This is a genomic window from Variovorax sp. PBL-H6 (genome assembly GCF_901827155.1).
GTDB lineage: Bacteria > Pseudomonadota > Gammaproteobacteria > Burkholderiales > Burkholderiaceae_C > Variovorax.
In genome coordinates this window covers 5,020,156-5,036,363 of sequence record NZ_LR594659.1, presented here as the reverse complement: position 1 = coordinate 5,036,363, position 16,208 = coordinate 5,020,156, and the positions used below count along the sequence as shown (strand labels likewise).

Annotated in this window: 11 protein-coding genes; 5 read left to right on the top strand and 6 right to left on the bottom strand. The window is 66.1% G+C overall.

Annotated elements, in window-relative coordinates:
• From G3W89_RS23855 to G3W89_RS23835, 5 genes are all read left to right on the top strand, one after another.
• The gene (locus G3W89_RS23855; RefSeq protein ID WP_162576485.1) at nucleotides 1–375 is read left to right on the top strand and encodes a type II secretion system protein; all 375 of its coding nucleotides are present in this window, start codon (nucleotides 1–3) and stop codon (nucleotides 373–375) included.
• 7 nt (nucleotides 376–382) lie between these two features.
• Nucleotides 383–847, top strand: coding sequence for a hypothetical protein (locus G3W89_RS23850; RefSeq protein ID WP_162576484.1), 465 nt, complete (start codon nucleotides 383–385; stop codon nucleotides 845–847).
• 261 nt (nucleotides 848–1,108) lie between these two features.
• Nucleotides 1,109–1,342, top strand: a complete 234-nt coding sequence (locus G3W89_RS23845) for a hypothetical protein (protein WP_197893576.1) — start codon at nucleotides 1,109–1,111, stop codon at nucleotides 1,340–1,342.
• An 80-nt stretch (nucleotides 1,343–1,422) separates the two neighbouring features.
• Nucleotides 1,423–7,734: an RHS repeat-associated core domain-containing protein gene (locus G3W89_RS23840; RefSeq protein WP_162576483.1), complete on the top strand. Its 6,312-nt coding sequence runs from the start codon at nucleotides 1,423–1,425 to the stop codon at nucleotides 7,732–7,734.
• Nucleotides 7,731–8,090 carry a hypothetical protein gene (locus G3W89_RS23835; RefSeq protein WP_162576482.1) on the top strand — a complete coding sequence of 120 codons (360 nt, stop codon included), beginning with the start codon at nucleotides 7,731–7,733 and terminating at the stop codon, nucleotides 8,088–8,090. The genes G3W89_RS23840 and G3W89_RS23835 overlap by 4 nt, the downstream gene beginning before the upstream one ends.
• Nucleotides 8,091–8,892: 802 nt before the next feature.
• Here the strand turns inward: G3W89_RS23835 and G3W89_RS23830 are convergent.
• From G3W89_RS23830 to G3W89_RS23805, 6 genes are read right to left on the bottom strand one after another with little or no spacing between them, the layout of a single operon-like run.
• Nucleotides 8,893–9,711: a M55 family metallopeptidase gene (locus tag G3W89_RS23830; RefSeq protein WP_162576481.1), complete on the bottom strand. Its 819-nt coding sequence runs from the start codon at nucleotides 9,709–9,711 to the stop codon at nucleotides 8,893–8,895.
• Nucleotides 9,708–10,805, bottom strand: coding sequence for a DmpA family aminopeptidase (locus tag G3W89_RS23825; RefSeq protein ID WP_162576480.1), 1,098 nt, complete (start codon nucleotides 10,803–10,805; stop codon nucleotides 9,708–9,710). Before G3W89_RS23825 ends, G3W89_RS23830 begins: the two co-directional genes overlap by 4 nt.
• A 2-nt stretch (nucleotides 10,806–10,807) precedes the next feature.
• Nucleotides 10,808–11,731, bottom strand: a complete 924-nt coding sequence (gsiD, locus tag G3W89_RS23820; RefSeq protein WP_162576479.1) for a glutathione ABC transporter permease GsiD — start codon at nucleotides 11,729–11,731, stop codon at nucleotides 10,808–10,810.
• Between the two features lie 21 nt (nucleotides 11,732–11,752).
• Nucleotides 11,753–12,673, bottom strand: coding sequence for a glutathione ABC transporter permease GsiC (gene gsiC, locus G3W89_RS23815; protein ID WP_162576478.1), 921 nt, complete (start codon nucleotides 12,671–12,673; stop codon nucleotides 11,753–11,755).
• 19 nt (nucleotides 12,674–12,692) lie between these two features.
• Nucleotides 12,693–14,228 carry a glutathione ABC transporter substrate-binding protein GsiB gene (gsiB, locus tag G3W89_RS23810; RefSeq protein WP_162576477.1) on the bottom strand — a complete coding sequence of 512 codons (1,536 nt, stop codon included), beginning with the start codon at nucleotides 14,226–14,228 and terminating at the stop codon, nucleotides 12,693–12,695.
• Nucleotides 14,229–14,248: 20 nt separating this feature from the next.
• On the bottom strand, nucleotides 14,249–16,153 hold the full coding sequence (locus G3W89_RS23805; protein ID WP_162576476.1) for a dipeptide ABC transporter ATP-binding protein: 1,905 nt from the start codon (nucleotides 16,151–16,153) through the stop codon (nucleotides 14,249–14,251).
• Between the last annotated feature and the right edge of the window lie 55 nt (nucleotides 16,154–16,208).

Below are 16,208 nucleotides of genomic sequence, written 5' to 3'. Positions count from 1 at the left end.
ATGCGAGGCAAGGGATTCACGCTGATCGAACTGCTGGTCGTCATGGCCATCCTTTCGGCGCTGCTCACGATCGTGGCGCCGCGCTACATGCGACAGGCCGATCGCGCCAAGGAGGCCGCACTGCGAGAGAACCTGGAGGCGGTGCGTATCGCGCTCGACCAGTTCTACGGCGACCGCGGCAGCTATCCCGAGCGGCTGGCCGACCTCGTCGCGCTGCGCTACCTGCGCGCCGTCCCTCTCGACCCGGTGACGGAGCGGCGCGACTCGTGGGTCCTGCAACTGCGCGATGAAGAAGGAGGGCGCAAGGTGATTCACGACATCCACAGCGGCGCCGCCGGAAACGCCACGGACGGCACGCCGTTCAAGTCCTGGTAACCGGGCGATGGCCGGCCCCCGCCATCAGCGCGGTATCGGGTACCTGTCATTGCTGTTCGCGTTGTTTCTCGTGTCCCTGGGCATCGGCAAGGCGCTGGACGTGCATGCGACGCGCGTGCAGAGAGAGCAGGAGGCCGAACTGGCCTACGTGGGCGCGCAGTACCGCGAAGCGATCAAGAGCTACTACATGAGCGCGCCCGACGGGCAGCGCAAGTACCCGCGCCGGCTCGTCGATCTGTTGAAGGACCCGCGCCACCTGGTGGTGCGGCGCTACCTGCGCAGGCTGGATCCCGATCCGATCACATCGCAGCCGTTCACGCTGTTGATCGCGCCGCAGGGCGGCATCTGGGGCGTGGCCAGCCGGTCGACAAAAGCGCCCTTGCGGCTGCGCAGCCCCGATGGCGTGATCGTGAACGGGGCCGCGCCGCGGAGCTATGGCGACTGGCATTTCGTCTACGACGGAAGCGACTGACTTGCTCCCTCTCCCGCTTGCGGGAGAGGGTGGGGGTGAGGGCACCGGCGCTTCGAATTCACGCCGCGCCGAAGCAATCCTTCATCAGGGTTTTCATTTCTCGCTCTTTCTCGCTGTCTCGCTTCATCGGCCTCGAATCTCATTAAGGTTCGCGGCCAAGGAAGAAAGCGCATGCGAGTCGTCCCAAACGTGACGCTCGCAATGTGTTCCCTGCTGTCGCGATCTCTTCTGCGACGCAGATCGGCAATCAGAGAGGAAATCATGAACGATTCGAATGTTGCTCGGACGAGGCGCAAGCCTGTCTCCCGTCGTGTTTGCATGGGCGTGCTCGCACTGGTGGGCATTGCGGCCCATGCCGGTTCCGTGAGCTACAGCTACGACGCCCTGGGCCGCTTGGCCAGTGCCGTCTACAGCGACGGCACTTCCACCACCACCATCACCTACAGCTACGACCCCGCGGGCAATCGCACCTCGGTGGCGACCACCTCGCCGTAGCCTCGGCGCGCTGTTGCAGCCTGGCCTGGGAAGGCAGGGCTGCTCGTTTCCTTTTCATCAAAAAAACTCGGGGAGTTCCCATGTCCAAGCTCGCGCGCGCGTGCGCCGTTGCCGTGGCCGTTGCCACATCGCTTGCAGGCGGCATTGCTGCTGCACAGATCCAGGGAGGCGCCGCACGCAAGGCTGCACCGCCTGCCATCGCCCTCGGCGTTCCGGGTACCAAGTCTGGTGTCAGCCTGCGTTCCTCCTCCAGCAGCACATCGGGCGTGGGCAGCTCGTTGAGCTTTGCCAGCGGCCAGCCCGCGCTGCTCTACCAACCTGTGGACCTTCCCACCGCCAAGGACCCCGTGCGGCGCGAGGCGGTCAAGGACGGTGCCAAGGAGGCCAATGTCTCCGCGCGAGGTGCAGGCGCTACCGGCACCAGCACCGCCAGCACCGGCGACGCCGCAGGCGAGTTCGCCCCCGCCCCCGGCGTCCTTCGCGCCAACATGCCCCCGGTCACCTTCGCCGATGCCCAGCGCATCCTGAAGTCGAGAGTCCTTCCGGCCAACGTCAATCAAGGCGTCACTGCGGCATCCACGGCGACCAAGACCAGCAAGACTTCGAGATCCACCTCCGCCGCAAAGATCTCCGGCGACGCCGCTGCCTCCGGTCCGGCCTCCATCGCCGAGCTCGCCCGGTCCCTGCGCAATCACCCCGACCTCATCTACCAGTACGTGCGCAACAACGTCGAGTACTACCCCACCTTCGGCATCCAGAAGGGTGCCCTCGGCGCCGTGCTCGACAACCAGGCCACCGCCCACGACCAGGCGGCCTTGATGGTCGAGCTGCTGCGCGCCTCCGGCATGGAGGCCAACTACGTGCGCGGCATCGCCAAGCTCAGCGCCGCTCAGTTGACTGAGTGGTGGGGCGTGAGCACCGCCAATGCCTGCGGTGTCCTCTCGCTCCTGGGCCAGGCCCAGATCCCGGTCTACGAGATCAACGCCACCACCGCGGGCAGTTGCCCCGGCACCGTCGCCGCATTGACGGATGTCTCCATCGAGCACGTCTGGGTCAAGACCAAGATCAACGGCAGCTGGTACGTCTTCGACCCGAGCTACAAGCCCCACACCTTCAAGAGCGGCATCGACCTCGCCAGCTACGCCGGCTACAACGCCGCCAACTACCTGGCCTCCGCCCAGAGCGGCGCCACCGTCGCGGCCGACTACGTCCAGAACATCAACCGCAACAACATCCGCTTCAACCTCGAGAAGTACGCTGGCATCCTCGCGGTCTCCCTGCGCACCTCCAAACAAACCGCCACCCTGGACGACGTCCTCGGCGGCAAGACCATCGTCCCCTTCTACGGCGCCTTGCGCCAGACATCACTGCCTTACCAGAACACCGCCTGGGGCAGCGAGGAGCTGGCCGAGCTCCCGGGCTACATGAAGCCCACCCTGCGCGTGCAGTACCAAGGCATCGACCAGACCTACACCTCCGATGCGATCTACGGCAAGCGCCTGACCCTCACCTACAACGGGGCGAATCAACCCATCCTCAAGCTCGATGGCGTCGCCGTCGGTGCGCCCGGCACGGCCGTCACTCCCGGTGCCTCGACCGCCGTCACCTTCACCGTCACCCACAACGCCTACGTCTCCACCTGGGCGAACCACAGCTTCACCCAGAGGATCTTGGGTGGCGGCACCAACACCTTCCTCATTGCGAACGGATGGGGTCCCGCAGGCCGTGGCCCGGCCGAGAACTACCGGCGCGTGTTGAGCGACCTCAAGGCCTCCGGTGCCGCCGACGCTTCCGAACCTCTGCTGGGCAGCACCCTGGGCGTCATCGGCGCCCAGTGGATCGCCCAGAACACCCACGCCGGCACCATCACCGAGCGCATCGCCGACACCACCTTGCTGCACCAGCACCAGGTGGGCATCGTGGGCTACACCGGCAGCGCCTACGTCGACCTGCCCAGCAACGTGCTGGCCGTGGCCAACCTCGCAGGCAACACCGACAAGGAGAGCGCGGCGTTCGCCAACTGGGCCATGCACCTGAGCATCCTCGAGTCCACGGCGGTGCAGCAGACCACCGGGGTTCCGGCCGTATCAACGGTCAAGCTCATGGACCTCGCCTCGGCGGCCGGCCAGCGCATCTACAACGCCACGTCGGCCAACTACGCGAGCGCCGTGCAGCCCAACCTGGTGAACTGCGGGGCGCATCTCGGCAACTTCAGCAGCTATTTGGCCTCCGGGCTGCGCCTGATCCTGCCCGCGCGCTGCGACATCGCCGAGAACAGCTGGAGCGGCGCGGGCTACTTCACCGTGGGCTCGGGCCTTTACCTGGGCTCCGTCATCAGCAATGGCCTGTCGGGCGGCTACGCGACGTACGAGCAGTCGGCAGGGGCGGCCAGCGCGACCGTGGTCCAAGCAACCAGAGAACAAAGCGATCTGACCCAAGCCGGCCCGCAACTCCTCGGCGACCCGATCGACATGGTCCAGGGCCACTTCCTTTACAACCACGAGGACCTCAATGTCGGCGTCGGCAGCTTCCCGCAGAGCCTGGGCTTCCAGCGCCTGTACAGCTCCGGCATGCGCAACCAGAACGGCCCTCTGGGCAAGGGCTGGACCCACAACTTCAACGCCACTGCCGCCGTCAACTCCGATGGCTTCCAAGCCATGGGCGAGGACTCCGCCCTGGATGCCGTGGGCACCATCGTCGAGCACAAGGCCTCCTTCGACCTGCTGATGGACCCGGCACGCCCGCTTGCCAAGCTCGTGGCCGCCACGCTCGGCCAACGCTGGTTCGGCGACCAACTGATCAACAACACCGTGGTGGTGACCCAGGGTCTCAACGCCGAGGTGTTCGTCAAGCTGCCCGACGGAACCGGCATGTACAACCCGCCACCCGGCAAATCCGGCAAGCTGACGAAGAGCACCGATGGCACCTATGCGTATGAGTTCCTTAACCGCGCCGCCCTGAAGTTCAACGCCGCCGGCAAGGCCGAAACCTACACCGAGCCCAGCGGCGTCCAGGCCAAGTTCACCTACTCGGGCAACGACCTCGCGCAGGTCCAGAACAGCCTGGGCCGCACGTTGACCTTTACTAACGCCAACGGGCGCATCGCGCAGGTCAGCGACGGGACGCGCTCCGTGAGCTTCGGCTACGACGCCAACTCGAACCTCGCCACCTTCACCAACACACTGGGTCAAGGCACGACCTTCTCGTACACCCTACCGGGACAGATCCGCAGCATCTACAACCCCAGCCTCCCGGCCACCGCCGCGCTCACCAACACCTACGACAGCCTCGGGCGCGTGAAGAACCAGGTGAATGCGCGGGGCAAGAGCTACGACTACTACTTCGCCGGATCTCGAACCGAGGAAGTGGGTCCGGGCGCAGTCGCCCGCACCAGCTATCTCGACGGGCAGGGCAATGTCATTCAGTCCAGCACCCCCGTGGGTAACTGGACCATCAATACCTACGACGGCCAGTCGCGCCTCATCCGCAGGCAGCTGCCCGAGGGCAACGCCACCGAGTACGCCTACGACGACGCTACCTGCACCAACCCGACGTTCCGCTGCACGCACAACGTCCAGAGCATCACCAGCATTGCCAAGCCCGGCAGCGGCCTGGCCAGCCGGGTGCAGCGCTTCTACTACGAAAACGCCTTCAACAAGGTGGCTACCGCCATTGACGCGCGGGGCAAAACCACCACCTACACCTACACCGCGCAAGGCCTGCCGCTGGCCATCACCGCCCCGGCCGATGCGGCCGGAGTGGCACCTCAGACCACCTACGCCTACACCGCCTTCACGCCGAGCGGCTTCCCGAGCTTCTACCTGCCGAGCTCGCAGACCGTCAAGACCAGCGCCAGCAACAGCGTGTTGACCGCCACCACCTACAACGCTGCGAACAAGTACGTGCCGCAGACCAGCACGGTTGATGCGGGCACCGGCAAGCTGAATCTGACGACCAGCTTTACGTATGACCTGACCGGAAACCCTACCGGGGTCGATGGGCCGCGCACCGATGTGGCGGACACGATCGCCACGGCTTACGACACCGAGCGCCGGCCCACGCAGGTCACCGATGCGATGGGCAAGCAGACCCGCGTTGCCTATGACGCGGACGGCCGCGCGGTCAAGAGCGCGGCGCAGCAGGGGACTCAATGGCTCGTGAGCTGCAGCCGCTACAGCGAGACCGGCAAGGTCACCCGGGCCTGGGGTCCGGCGCTCACTGCCGCGGCCACCACCTGCCCCGGCGAGGCGGCTCCGACGCCCATCACCGACATCGCCTATGACGACGTGGATCGACCCTTCCGGACGACGCAGTACCTTCCCGCAGCCGACGGGGGCAACCGCGTCACCGAGACCATCTACAACCTCGACGACACCGTGCAGGCGGTCAACAAGGCCGTGGGCACGGCACTGGCCCAGGCTTATGCGACCTACACCTACACGCCCAACGGCAATGTCGATTCGGTCAAGGACGCCAAGAACAACCTGACCGTCCACACCTACGACGGCTTCGACCGGCTGGCGCGCACCTACTTCCCGCTGCCGAGCACACCCCTGTACGGCAACGCGAACGACTACGAGGAGAACGCGTACGACGCCAACGGCAACGTCACCTCGATGCGCAGGCGCAACGGCCAGACCATCACCCAGGCATGGGACAACCTCAACCGCCTGAGCACGCGCAGTTATCCGAACACCGCCGACAACGTCCAGTTCGGCTACGACCTGCGAGGGCTGCGCACCTCGGCCCAGTTCGCCAATGGCAGCCACTTCATCAGCTACGCCTGGGACAACGCCGGGCGGCTCGCGAGCACCACCGCCGGTGGCAAGACCCTCAGCCACCAGTACGACGCCGCGGGCAACCGCATCCGCACCACGTGGCCCGATGCGTTCTACACGACCACCAGCTACGACGCGGCCAACCGGCCGAGCGTCATCCAGGAGAACGGCAGCGTCAGCCTCGCCAGCTACGCCTACGACGACCTGGGACGGCGCACCACCGTGACGCTCGGCAATGGGACCACCATCCAGCGCAGCTACGACAACCAGGGGGCACTCGCCACGCTGAAGAACTTCCTCGCTTCGCCGTCTCAGGAAGTGCAATACAGCTACACGCGCAACCAAGTCAGAGAGCTCAAGAGCGTCGCCTGGACCAACAACCTGTACCAGTGGAGCGGGGGCACGCCGGGCACGAAGAGCTACACCAGCAACGGGCTGAACCAGTACACCGCGGCGGGCGGTGCAACGCAGAGCTACGACGCCAACGGCAACCTCACGGGCGATGGCATCTGGAGCTACGGCTATGACCTGGACAACCGGCTGAAGACGGCGAGCAAGACGGGCACTGCAGCCAGCCTCGCCTACGACGCAGAGGGAAGACTCAGGCAGACGGCGATCGGAGCCACCACGACGAACCTGCTGTACGACGCCGCGAACCTGATTGCCGAGTACGACGCGGCGGGCACGACGCTGCAACGACGTTATGTGCATGGCCCCGGCACCGACGAGCCGATCGTCTGGTACGAAGGGTCAGGCACCACCGCCAAGAACTGGTTCTACGCGGACCACCTGGGCAGCATCGTGGCCACGGCCAATGCGACAGGCGCCTCCACGGGCATCTACAGCTATGGGCCCTACGGCGAGCCGAACACCACGACGGGGCCGAGGTTCAGGTACACGGGTCAGCAGCTCATCGGCGACCTCGGGCTTTACTACTACAAGGCGCGCTTCTACTCGCCGAGCCTGGGCAGGTTCCTGCAGACCGATCCCATTGGCTACAAGGACGATGTCAATCTGTATGCCTACGTGGGCAACAACTCGGCGAACAGGACTGACCCTTCCGGATTGATCGCAAGTCAGGCAGCGGCGCTGGCTGCAGGGGTGGGAGGAGCCAGCAGCGGATCGGGCCCGGCGGACTACGTCATCGGCAGTGGCTCCGATCCCAACATGATCAGGACCAATGCTGCTGTGGTTGGGGTGCCTGTGATCGGCGGGCTTCTGGTCTGCCAAGCAATGCCTGCATGCCGCGACGGCCTTGCACAAGGAGCGGCTGCGCTCGGGAATTGGATGTTCAATGACGGGGCAAATAGCGCAGATAGGCCAACGGCACCAGGCGATGTCCTCGCGCCGGACGGGCAACCGGCTGGAGAGAGGGCTCGCGGTGCTGGGCCCGGCGTTAGGACGGTTACGCCTGGCCAACTCGACGGAATCATCAATGGGCTAAAAGGCCTCGGCGCCAAGCTCGGTTCGAACGGCAACTATCCTGGAGATTGGTACGATCTGCCGAACAATCAGGGCGGATTTGGCATTCGTGATAGTCGCGGGAGCGGACGAACTGTCGATGTGAATGTTCCCGGTGTCCCAGACGTAACGAAGATCCACCAGAGGCCATGACCAATTTGCTTACCAACACCGGAATCACCGATATCGAGTGGATCCGTTCCACAGTTGACGAGGCTCGATCCGATCCCGTTGGCATGTGGCGCATAGTCAGGGCTGGCCGCGAGCATTTTGCGCTGGTCAATGGCGAGTTGGAGGATTTTGTACACCGCTTCGTCACTGAGATGATCAAGGCAGGCGCGGCACCAGTTGTCGGGGACAAGACCGCCGCGTTTGGTTGGAGTCCGGTGCTCAAATACGGCGATGATCCCGCGAGTGCAGCGGATGCTCTGGTGCGCGAATGGTTGGATTCCAACGCTGACCCGGGTGTCGATGGAGTCTGGTTTGCGTTCCCTGCCGTGTGGAAGTGACTTGAGGCCGATTGTCTTTGGCCGGTCGCAGTCAAGCAAAGCGACGATCTGCAAAGCCTGGGAGACCTCGACGAGTCGCGCGTCCTTGTACTCGCCCACTGACGGATTTGATCAAAGTACGCAAAGTACGACCTACGTGGAAATTTGGCGGATGGCTCCGCAAATCAGGAGCACTTTGATGATCTTCGGGCGCCGCAAGAACTCGCTAAGGTGCTGGCTCAACTAGTCGACTTATTGCCACTTGCTCGCTCGAAGTGGCGAGAGGGCTTGCCCGCAATGGATGAGGAATTGCGTCGACGGCTCTCGTGCAGTTTTCGAAGGTAGATTACTGACGACATCACAAAGCAAAGGCTTCCGTCCAGACTTCCTTAGGGCGTTCAGCTGAAAAACGCGCCATATCAGAATATTCGCAACAAGGCGACGCAGATCAACGGCCGCGACTTCTCGTGGCATGCGCTTGACCAGATGCAAGACTGGGGCGTGATGCCTTCGTTTGGACGCCATTGGAATCCATGCGCGCTCAAAAAGGAAACCACGTGAGTGCTGGGGATGTCGAAGGTTACCTGTCCGACATGGAAGCGTACTTGGAGAGCGTTCTGGAAGGGTGCTGACCAGAGCGGAGTGATGCCCGTTTTCTTGCCGCACCATTGCTGCGAAGGGCCATATTCGCGAGAGGATGATCGAGACTATGGAGATCACTCGCTAGACCAAGCAAGGACGCGGCGTCACTCAAACTCCTGTGGAAGACACGGTACAAGTAGACGGGTAACCTCCAACTCCAGCGCGCGGAAGCGTTGGGACGTCAGCGCAGCATCGCCGACATCGCCGAGCAGCAGTTGAGCATGCGCACCGCCGCTTCGACAGAGGGCGCGTTGAAACGGAGCTCGGTCGGCGCGCTGCGCTCGAACGCCGGCCACTGGCAGAAAAGGTCGGCCATGGCGGGCGTCTGGGTATGCAGCGTGACGGCCAAGGGCTTGGCGAGCAGCAGCGGCCGTGCTTGCGCGCGTGCTGCCAGCGCCGCCGCCACGCCCTCGCGGATCGCCGCGCAGGACCGGGCCGGCGAGAGCGATACGCCGCTGGTCTGCCCGGTGGCGCGCTTGGTCTGCACGAAGGTCGCGTGCGGGAAGAGCGCCTGGTTCTCGGCGATGAAGACGTCGTCGCCGCTGGCCATCAGCACCGGCACGCCGTACTCGCCGGCCAGTGCGCCGTAGAGCCCGGCCTCGCCCAAGGCCTGGCCGCCGATTTCGACACCCGCGAAGGCGAAGCTGTTGATGGTGTGCGCCAGGATGCCCGCGCCGCCGGCGCGCGAGTGGTAGCCGATCATGCAGACACCGTCCATGCCGAGCTCGACCCCCGCCACCATGCTCAGATAGCGTGGCTTGCCCTGGATCACCTGCGCGCGCGCATCCAGCAGGTCCGGCGGCATGTTGCGGAAGTCGCCGTGCGAGTCGTTCACCCACACCTCGTCGGCGCCGCCTTCGAAGGCGCCCACGATGGCGGCGTTCGCCTCCTCGGTCATCAGCCGGCGCGCACGCTCGTACTCGGGATTGCCGGCGCGCACCTGCTGGGAATGGAAGACGCCGGCCACGCCTTCGATGTCGACGGAGATCAGTATTTTCATGAGAGCGAGTGGTGCGGGTGGTGCGGGTCGTTGGGTAGCGCGAATGTGTCGGAAGGCCAGTCGCGCAGCAGCTCGGTCAGGGCCGGGCGCACATGGCCGTCGCGCCCGGTGATGGACTCGGCCTGCCAAAGCGCATGCAGGATGGCCTGCTCCACGCTGTCGGCCGCGGCCTGGAACAGGCCGTCGAGCAGGGCATCGTGCAGCAGTGCGACCGCAGGCATCGGGTGCTCGCGCCGCTGCGGCAGCGTGTAGGCGGTCGAGAAGGCCAGCGCGATGTCGCCGCTGCCGTGGCCGAAGACGGAACCGGTGCGCGCCAGGCCCGCTCCGGCGCGCAGCGCCAAGCGCCGAAGCTGGCGCGCGTCGAGCGGCGCGTCGGTGGCGATCAGCATGATGATCGAGCCCTTCTCGGGCTCGGCCACCGGCATTGCGCCAGCGAGCTGCGTGGCCAGCTGCGCGCCGACTGATCGGCCGGCGATCACCAGGTTGGGCAGCAGCCCGTAGTTGGCCAGCACCAGCGCGCCCAGGGTGTGCAGCCCGGCACCGGCTGCCGGCACCCGGCGCGATGCTGTCCCGATGCCACCCTTGAGCGCGAAGCAGGACATGCCCCGGCCCGCGCCGACCGAGCCCTGCGGGACCTCTTCGCCAGCCGCGGCCCGGGCCTGCAGGTAGTCGTGCCCGCGCACGGCCATGCGCTGCATGTCGTTGAGGAAGCCGTCGTTGCACTCGAACACCAGCGGATTGACGCTGGACAGGCTGCGCCCGCATTCCGGGTTCATGGCGATGCAGTCACGGATCTGCGCCTCGGCCACGGCCGGCACCGAGAAGGTGTTGGTCAGCGCGATCGGCGTCTCGAGCACGCCCAGCTCCTCCACCTGGACCAGCCCGATGCTCTTGCCGAAGCCGTTGAGCACCGCGACCCCGGCGGGCACGCGCTGCAGATAGGGGTCGCCCGCATGCGGGCACACCACCGTCACGCCGGTCTGCACGTCGCCCTCGTCGAGCGTGCAATGGCCCACCGTGACGCCGGCCACGTCGGTGATGGCGTCTCGGCGGCCCGATGGCAGGGCGCCGATGCGTGGAACGGCCGGCGCCATGGCTACAGGCGGTCGATCTTCGGGTCGAGTGCGTCGCGCAGGCCGTCGCCCAGCAGGTTGAAGGCCAGCACCGTGAAGAAGATCGCCAGCGACGGAAACAGCGCCACGTGCGGCGCATTCACCATGTCCGCGCGCGCCTCGTTCAGCATCGCGCCCCATTCCGGCATCGGCGGCTGCGCGCCCATGCCGAGGAAGCTGAGGCTCGCCGCCGTGATGATCGACGTGCCCAGCCGCATCGTGAAGTACACGACGATGGAGGAGATGGTGCCCGGCAGGATGTGGCGCAGCAGGATGGTGCGGTCGCTCGCGCCGATGCTGCGCGTGGCCTCGATGTAGGTGAGGTTCTTCAGCGCCAGCGTGTTGCCCCGCACCAGCCGCGCGAAGGCCGGCACGCTGAACACCGAGACAGCCACCACCACGTTGGTCATGCTGCTGCCGAGGATGGCGACCACGCCCAGCGCCAGCAGGATGCCGGGAAAGGCGAAGAGCACGTCGGAGATGCGCATCACGATGCGGTCCCACCAGCCGCCGTAGTAGCCGGCCAGCAGCCCCAGCAGGGTGCCGGCGATGGCGCCCAGCACCACGGACAGGAAGCCGGTGGCCAGCGAGATGCGCGCGCCCATCAGGATGCGGCTGAAGATGTCGCGGCCCAGCGGATCGACGCCGAACCAGTGGGCCGCCGAAGGGCCCGTATTCAGCTTGTCGTAGTCGAAGAAGTTCTCGGCGTCGTACGGCACGATCCACGGCGCGAGGATGGCAACGGCCACCAGCAGCAGCACGAAGATGCCGGCGCCCATCGCCACATGCTGCATGCGGAACTTGCGCCAGAACTCTGTCCATGGCGTGCGCACGCGAGAAGACGCGGCGATTGCGGCGATCGGTTGCTCGGCCACGGCGGGAACGGGTTCAGCAGGAGGTGTGCTCATCGCCTGTCACTTGTGTCACTGTCACTTGAAGCGGATGGTGGGATTGATGAAGCCGTACAGCACATCCACCACCAGGTTGATCAGGATGAACTCGAGCGAGAACAGCAGCACCAGCGTCTGGATGACCGGGTAGTCGCGCATGTCCACCGCATCCACCAGCAGGCGCCCGAGGCCCGGCCAGTTGAACACCGCCTCGACCACGATCGAGCCGCCCAGCAGAAAGCCGAACTGCAGCCCCATCATCGTGACCACCGGGATCAGCGCGTTGCGCAGGCAGTGCTTGAGCACCACCCACTTTTCCGACACGCCCTTGGCGCGCGCGGTGCGCACGAAATCTTCCTGGATCACCTCGACGAAGGAAGCACGGGTGAAGCGCGCCATCACCGCCGCCACCGCCGCGCCCAGCGTGATCGAGGGCAGGATGTAGTGGCGCCACGAATCGGCGCCGACCGTGGGCAGCCAGCCGAGCTGCACCGAGAAGACCTGCATCAGCAGCATGCCCAGCGCAAAGGCCGGGAAGGAAATGCCCGAGACCGCCAGCGTCATGCCGATCCGGTCGGGCCACTGGTTGCGGTACACCGCGGAGGTGATGCCGATCGTCATCCCGAAGACCACTGCCCAGGCCATGCTGGTGAGGGTGAGCAGCAGCGTGGGCATGAAGCGCTCGGCGATCTCGGTGGACACCGGCCGCTTCGAACGCAGCGATCGCCCGAAGTCGCCCTGCAGCAGGTTGGTGAAGAAGTTGAGGAACTGCTGCGGCATCGGCTTGTCGAGGCCGAGGTCCGCGCGCACCAGCGCCACCGTCTCGGGGCTGGCGTCCGGCCCGGCCGCCAGCCGCGCCGGGTCGCCGGGCAGCATGTGGACGAACAGGAACACCAGCACCGCCACGATCAGCAGCGTGGGCAGCAAACCCAGCAGGCGCTTCAGAACATACTGGGTCATGGACGTGCCGCTTGCAGGATCACTTCAGCTCGACTTCGTCGAAGTTGAAGCTGCCGTCCGGGATCACGTAGAAGCCGTTCAGGTTGCGCGCCCGCACCGACAGGAGTTGCTCGGTGACGAGGAAGGCCCAGGGCGCGTCGTCCCAGATGCGCTTTTGCGCATCTGCGTAGATCTTGGCCTTGGCTGCGGCATCGGTCGTGACCAGCGCCTTCTTGATGTCGGCGTCGACCTCGTCGTTCTTGTAGTACGCGGTGTTGAAGAGGCGCGGCGGGAACGACTCCGAGGCCAGCAGCGGGCGCAGCCCCCAGTCGGCCTCGCCGGTGGAGGAGGACCAGCCCACGTAGTACATGCGCACCGGCGCGGTGGCCGGGTCCTGCGCGCTTTCGACGCGCTCGACGCGCTGGCCGGCCTCGAGCGCCTGCACCTGCACCTTGACGCCGACCTGCGCCAACTGCTGCTGCACGAACTGGATCACCTTCTGCGCCGTCGTGTAGTTGTAGGCCGACCACAGCGTGCTCTCGAAGCCGTTCGGGTAGCCCGCCTCCTTCAGCAGCTCGCGCGCCTTGGCTGGGTTGTACGGCCACGGGCCGAGCTTCGCCGCACCCTCGAGCCCCTTGGGCAGCACGCCCTCGGCCGGGACGGCGTAGCCGGAGAAGGCGACCTTGGCCAGCGCTTCCTTGTTGATCGCGTAGTTGATGGCCTGGCGCACCTTCGGGTTGTCGAAGGGCTTCTGCTGCACGTTCATCGAGATGTAGCGCTGGATGATCGACGGTGCGCTGTTCACCTCGAGGCTGGGCTTGCTCTTCAGCGTTTCCGCGGCCTCGTACGGCATCGGGAAGGCAAAGTGCGCCTCGTTGGTCTGCATCATCGCGGCGCGCGTGTTGTTGTCGACCACCGGCCGGAAGGTGATGGTGTCGACCTTCGGGTAGCCCTTTTTCCAGTAGCCGTCGAACTTGGCAACCTTCAAATAGTCGGTGGACTTCCACTCGACGAACTTGAACGGGCCAGTGCCCACCGGGTTCTGCGCGATGCCCTTGCTGCCGAACTTGGCGAGCGCTGCCGGCGAGATGATCACCGCCGACGGATGCGCCAGGTTGTTGATGAAGGGCGAGAAGGGCTCGCTGAGCGTGAAGCGCACCGTGCTCGCATCGACCACCTCGGTCTTCGCGATGTTCTTGTAGAGGTTGTAGCGCTTGAGCTTGTTCTCGGGGTTGGTCACGCGGTCGAAGTTCGCCTTCACGGCTTCGGCGTTGAAGGGCGTGCCGTCATGGAACTGGATGCCGGTGCGCAGCTTGACCGTGTAGACCAGCCCGTCCTTGCTCACCGTGTGGCCGGTGGCGAGCACCGGCACCATCTTCATGTCCTTGTCGAAGCCGTAGAGGCCCTGGTAGAAAGACTTGGCGACGGCCTGCGACAGCGTGTCGTTGGCATCGTAGGGGTCCGTGGTCGTGAAGTTGGACTGCACGGCCACGACCACGTCCTTGGCCGCCTGCGCCGACATGGCAAGACCGGCCAGCGCGAGGGCGGCTGCGATTCGGGTAAGACGCTTGTTCATGCGAAGACTCCTTTGAAAAATTAAAAACCGCCGGCAATCGGATGCCGCGCCACGAAATGTCCGGGGCCGACTTCGACCAGCGGCGCCACCGAGGGCTGGTAGCCCACCGGGTGCACCGGGCTCGGCACCTCGCCCTGCAGCAGCGGGCGCTTCTGCGTGCGCCGCGCCGGGTCGGCCACTGGCACCGCGGCCATCAGCCGCTTCGTGTAGGCGTGCTGCGGGTTCTCGAAGATGGCGCGGCGTGGGCCGATCTCGACGATCTGGCCCAGGTACATCACCGCCACGCGGTGGCTGATGCGCTCCACCACCGCCATGTCGTGCGAAATGAAGAGAAAGGCCACGCCCAGCTCGCGCTGCAGGTCGAGCATGAGGTTGACGATCTGCGCCTGGATCGACACGTCCAGCGCCGACACCGATTCGTCGGCCACCACGACCTTCGGGTCGAGCGCGAGCGCGCGCGCGATCGCGATGCGCTGGCGCTGGCCGCCGGAGAACTCGTGCGGATAGCGCTCGGCGTAATCGGCCGGCAGGCCCACCTTTTCGAGCAGCCAGCGCACCCGCGCCTGCGCCTTGGCACCGCTGGCCACGCGGTGCACCAGCAGCGGCTCCATGATCGAGAAGCCCACCGTGAGCCGCGGGTCCAGCGACGCGAAGGGGTCCTGGAAGATGAACTGGATGTCGCGCCGCAGCGCCTGCAGCTCGCCCTGCGGCAGCGCCAGCACGTTGCGGCCCTTGAACTCGATCTCGCCGCCCTGGCTGTCGACCAGGCGCAGCAGCGAGCGGCCGGTGGTCGACTTGCCGCAGCCCGACTCGCCCACCAGCCCCAGCGTCTCGCCTGCATGCAGGTCGAAGCTGATGCCTTCCACCGCGTGCACCCGCCGCGTGACGCGGCCGAAGAGCCCACTCTTGAGGTCGAAGCGCGTCACCAGCTTCTTCACGCGAAGGATCGGCGGCAGGTCGCGGCGCACCGTGTCCTGCGGGCTGCGGTCGCTCACGCTGACGCTTCCGCCCGCCGCGTCGACCTGCAGCAGCTCGAAGCGCGCCGGCAGATCGGTGCCGCGCATCGCGCCCAGCTGCGGCACGGCGGAGAGCAGGGCGCGCGTGTACGGGTGCCGCGGCGCCGCGAACACCTGCTCCGAAGGGCCGGCCTCGGCCTTGTCGCCGCGGTACATCACGAGCACCCGGTCGGCCACCTCGGCCACCACGCCCATGTCGTGCGTGATGAAGACCACGCCCATGTGCATCTCGGCCTGCAGCTCGCGGATGAGCTGCAGGATCTGCGCCTGGATGGTGACGTCGAGCGCGGTGGTGGGCTCGTCGGCGATCAGCAGCGAGGGCCGGCACGATAGCGCCATCGCGATCATCACCCGCTGGCGCATGCCGCCGGAGAGCTGGTGCGGGTAGCGCTGCAGCACGCTGCGCGCCTCGGGGATGCGCACCAGCTCCAGCATGCGCAGCGCCTCGGCGCGCGATGCGGCGCGGTCCTTGCCCTGGTGGATGGCGATGGCTTCCGCGATCTGGTCGCCGGCCGTGAACACCGGGTTCAGCGATGTCATCGGCTCCTGGAAGATCATCGCGATGTCGGCCCCGCGGATGCCGCGCATGGTCCCGTCGCTGGCCTTCGCCAGGTCGAGCACGCGGCCGTCGCGCCGCCGGAAGGCCATGCGGCCATCGAGAATGCGCCCCCCGCCGTATTCGACCAGCCGCATCAGCGCGAGCGAGGTGACCGACTTGCCCGAGCCCGACTCGCCGACGATGGCCAGCGTCTCGCTGCGGTCCACGTGAAAGCTCAGCTTGCGCACCGCGTCGACCGTGCGCTCCGAGGTCGAGAAGCGCACCGTGAGGCCATCGACCTCGAGCACGCGTTGCTCGGGCATCTGCATCGCAGTGCCGGCCGCGGAAGAGGGCAGGGTGACGGCGCTCATCGGACAAGCCCCGTACCTGGGCGCCGCAGCAATGCGGACTTGCTCCCTCTCCCTC

What these genes read in the sequence shown, in the direction of transcription:
- G3W89_RS23855 (WP_162576485.1), top strand. Translation starts at nt 1, where the DNA reads ATGCGAGGCAAGGGATTCACGCTGATCGAACTGCTGGTCGTCATGGCC.
- G3W89_RS23850 (WP_162576484.1), top strand. Translation starts at nt 383, where the DNA reads ATGGCCGGCCCCCGCCATCAGCGCGGTATCGGGTACCTGTCATTGCTG.
- G3W89_RS23845 (WP_197893576.1), top strand. Translation starts at nt 1,109, where the DNA reads ATGAACGATTCGAATGTTGCTCGGACGAGGCGCAAGCCTGTCTCCCGT.
- G3W89_RS23840 (WP_162576483.1), top strand. Translation starts at nt 1,423, where the DNA reads ATGTCCAAGCTCGCGCGCGCGTGCGCCGTTGCCGTGGCCGTTGCCACA.
- G3W89_RS23835 (WP_162576482.1), top strand. Translation starts at nt 7,731, where the DNA reads ATGACCAATTTGCTTACCAACACCGGAATCACCGATATCGAGTGGATC.
- G3W89_RS23830 (WP_162576481.1), bottom strand. Translation starts at nt 9,711, where the DNA reads ATGAAAATACTGATCTCCGTCGACATCGAAGGCGTGGCCGGCGTCTTC.
- G3W89_RS23825 (WP_162576480.1), bottom strand. Translation starts at nt 10,805, where the DNA reads ATGGCGCCGGCCGTTCCACGCATCGGCGCCCTGCCATCGGGCCGCCGA.
- gsiD (WP_162576479.1), bottom strand. Translation starts at nt 11,731, where the DNA reads ATGAGCACACCTCCTGCTGAACCCGTTCCCGCCGTGGCCGAGCAACCG.
- gsiC (WP_162576478.1), bottom strand. Translation starts at nt 12,673, where the DNA reads ATGACCCAGTATGTTCTGAAGCGCCTGCTGGGTTTGCTGCCCACGCTG.
- gsiB (WP_162576477.1), bottom strand. Translation starts at nt 14,228, where the DNA reads ATGAACAAGCGTCTTACCCGAATCGCAGCCGCCCTCGCGCTGGCCGGT.
- G3W89_RS23805 (WP_162576476.1), bottom strand. Translation starts at nt 16,153, where the DNA reads ATGAGCGCCGTCACCCTGCCCTCTTCCGCGGCCGGCACTGCGATGCAG.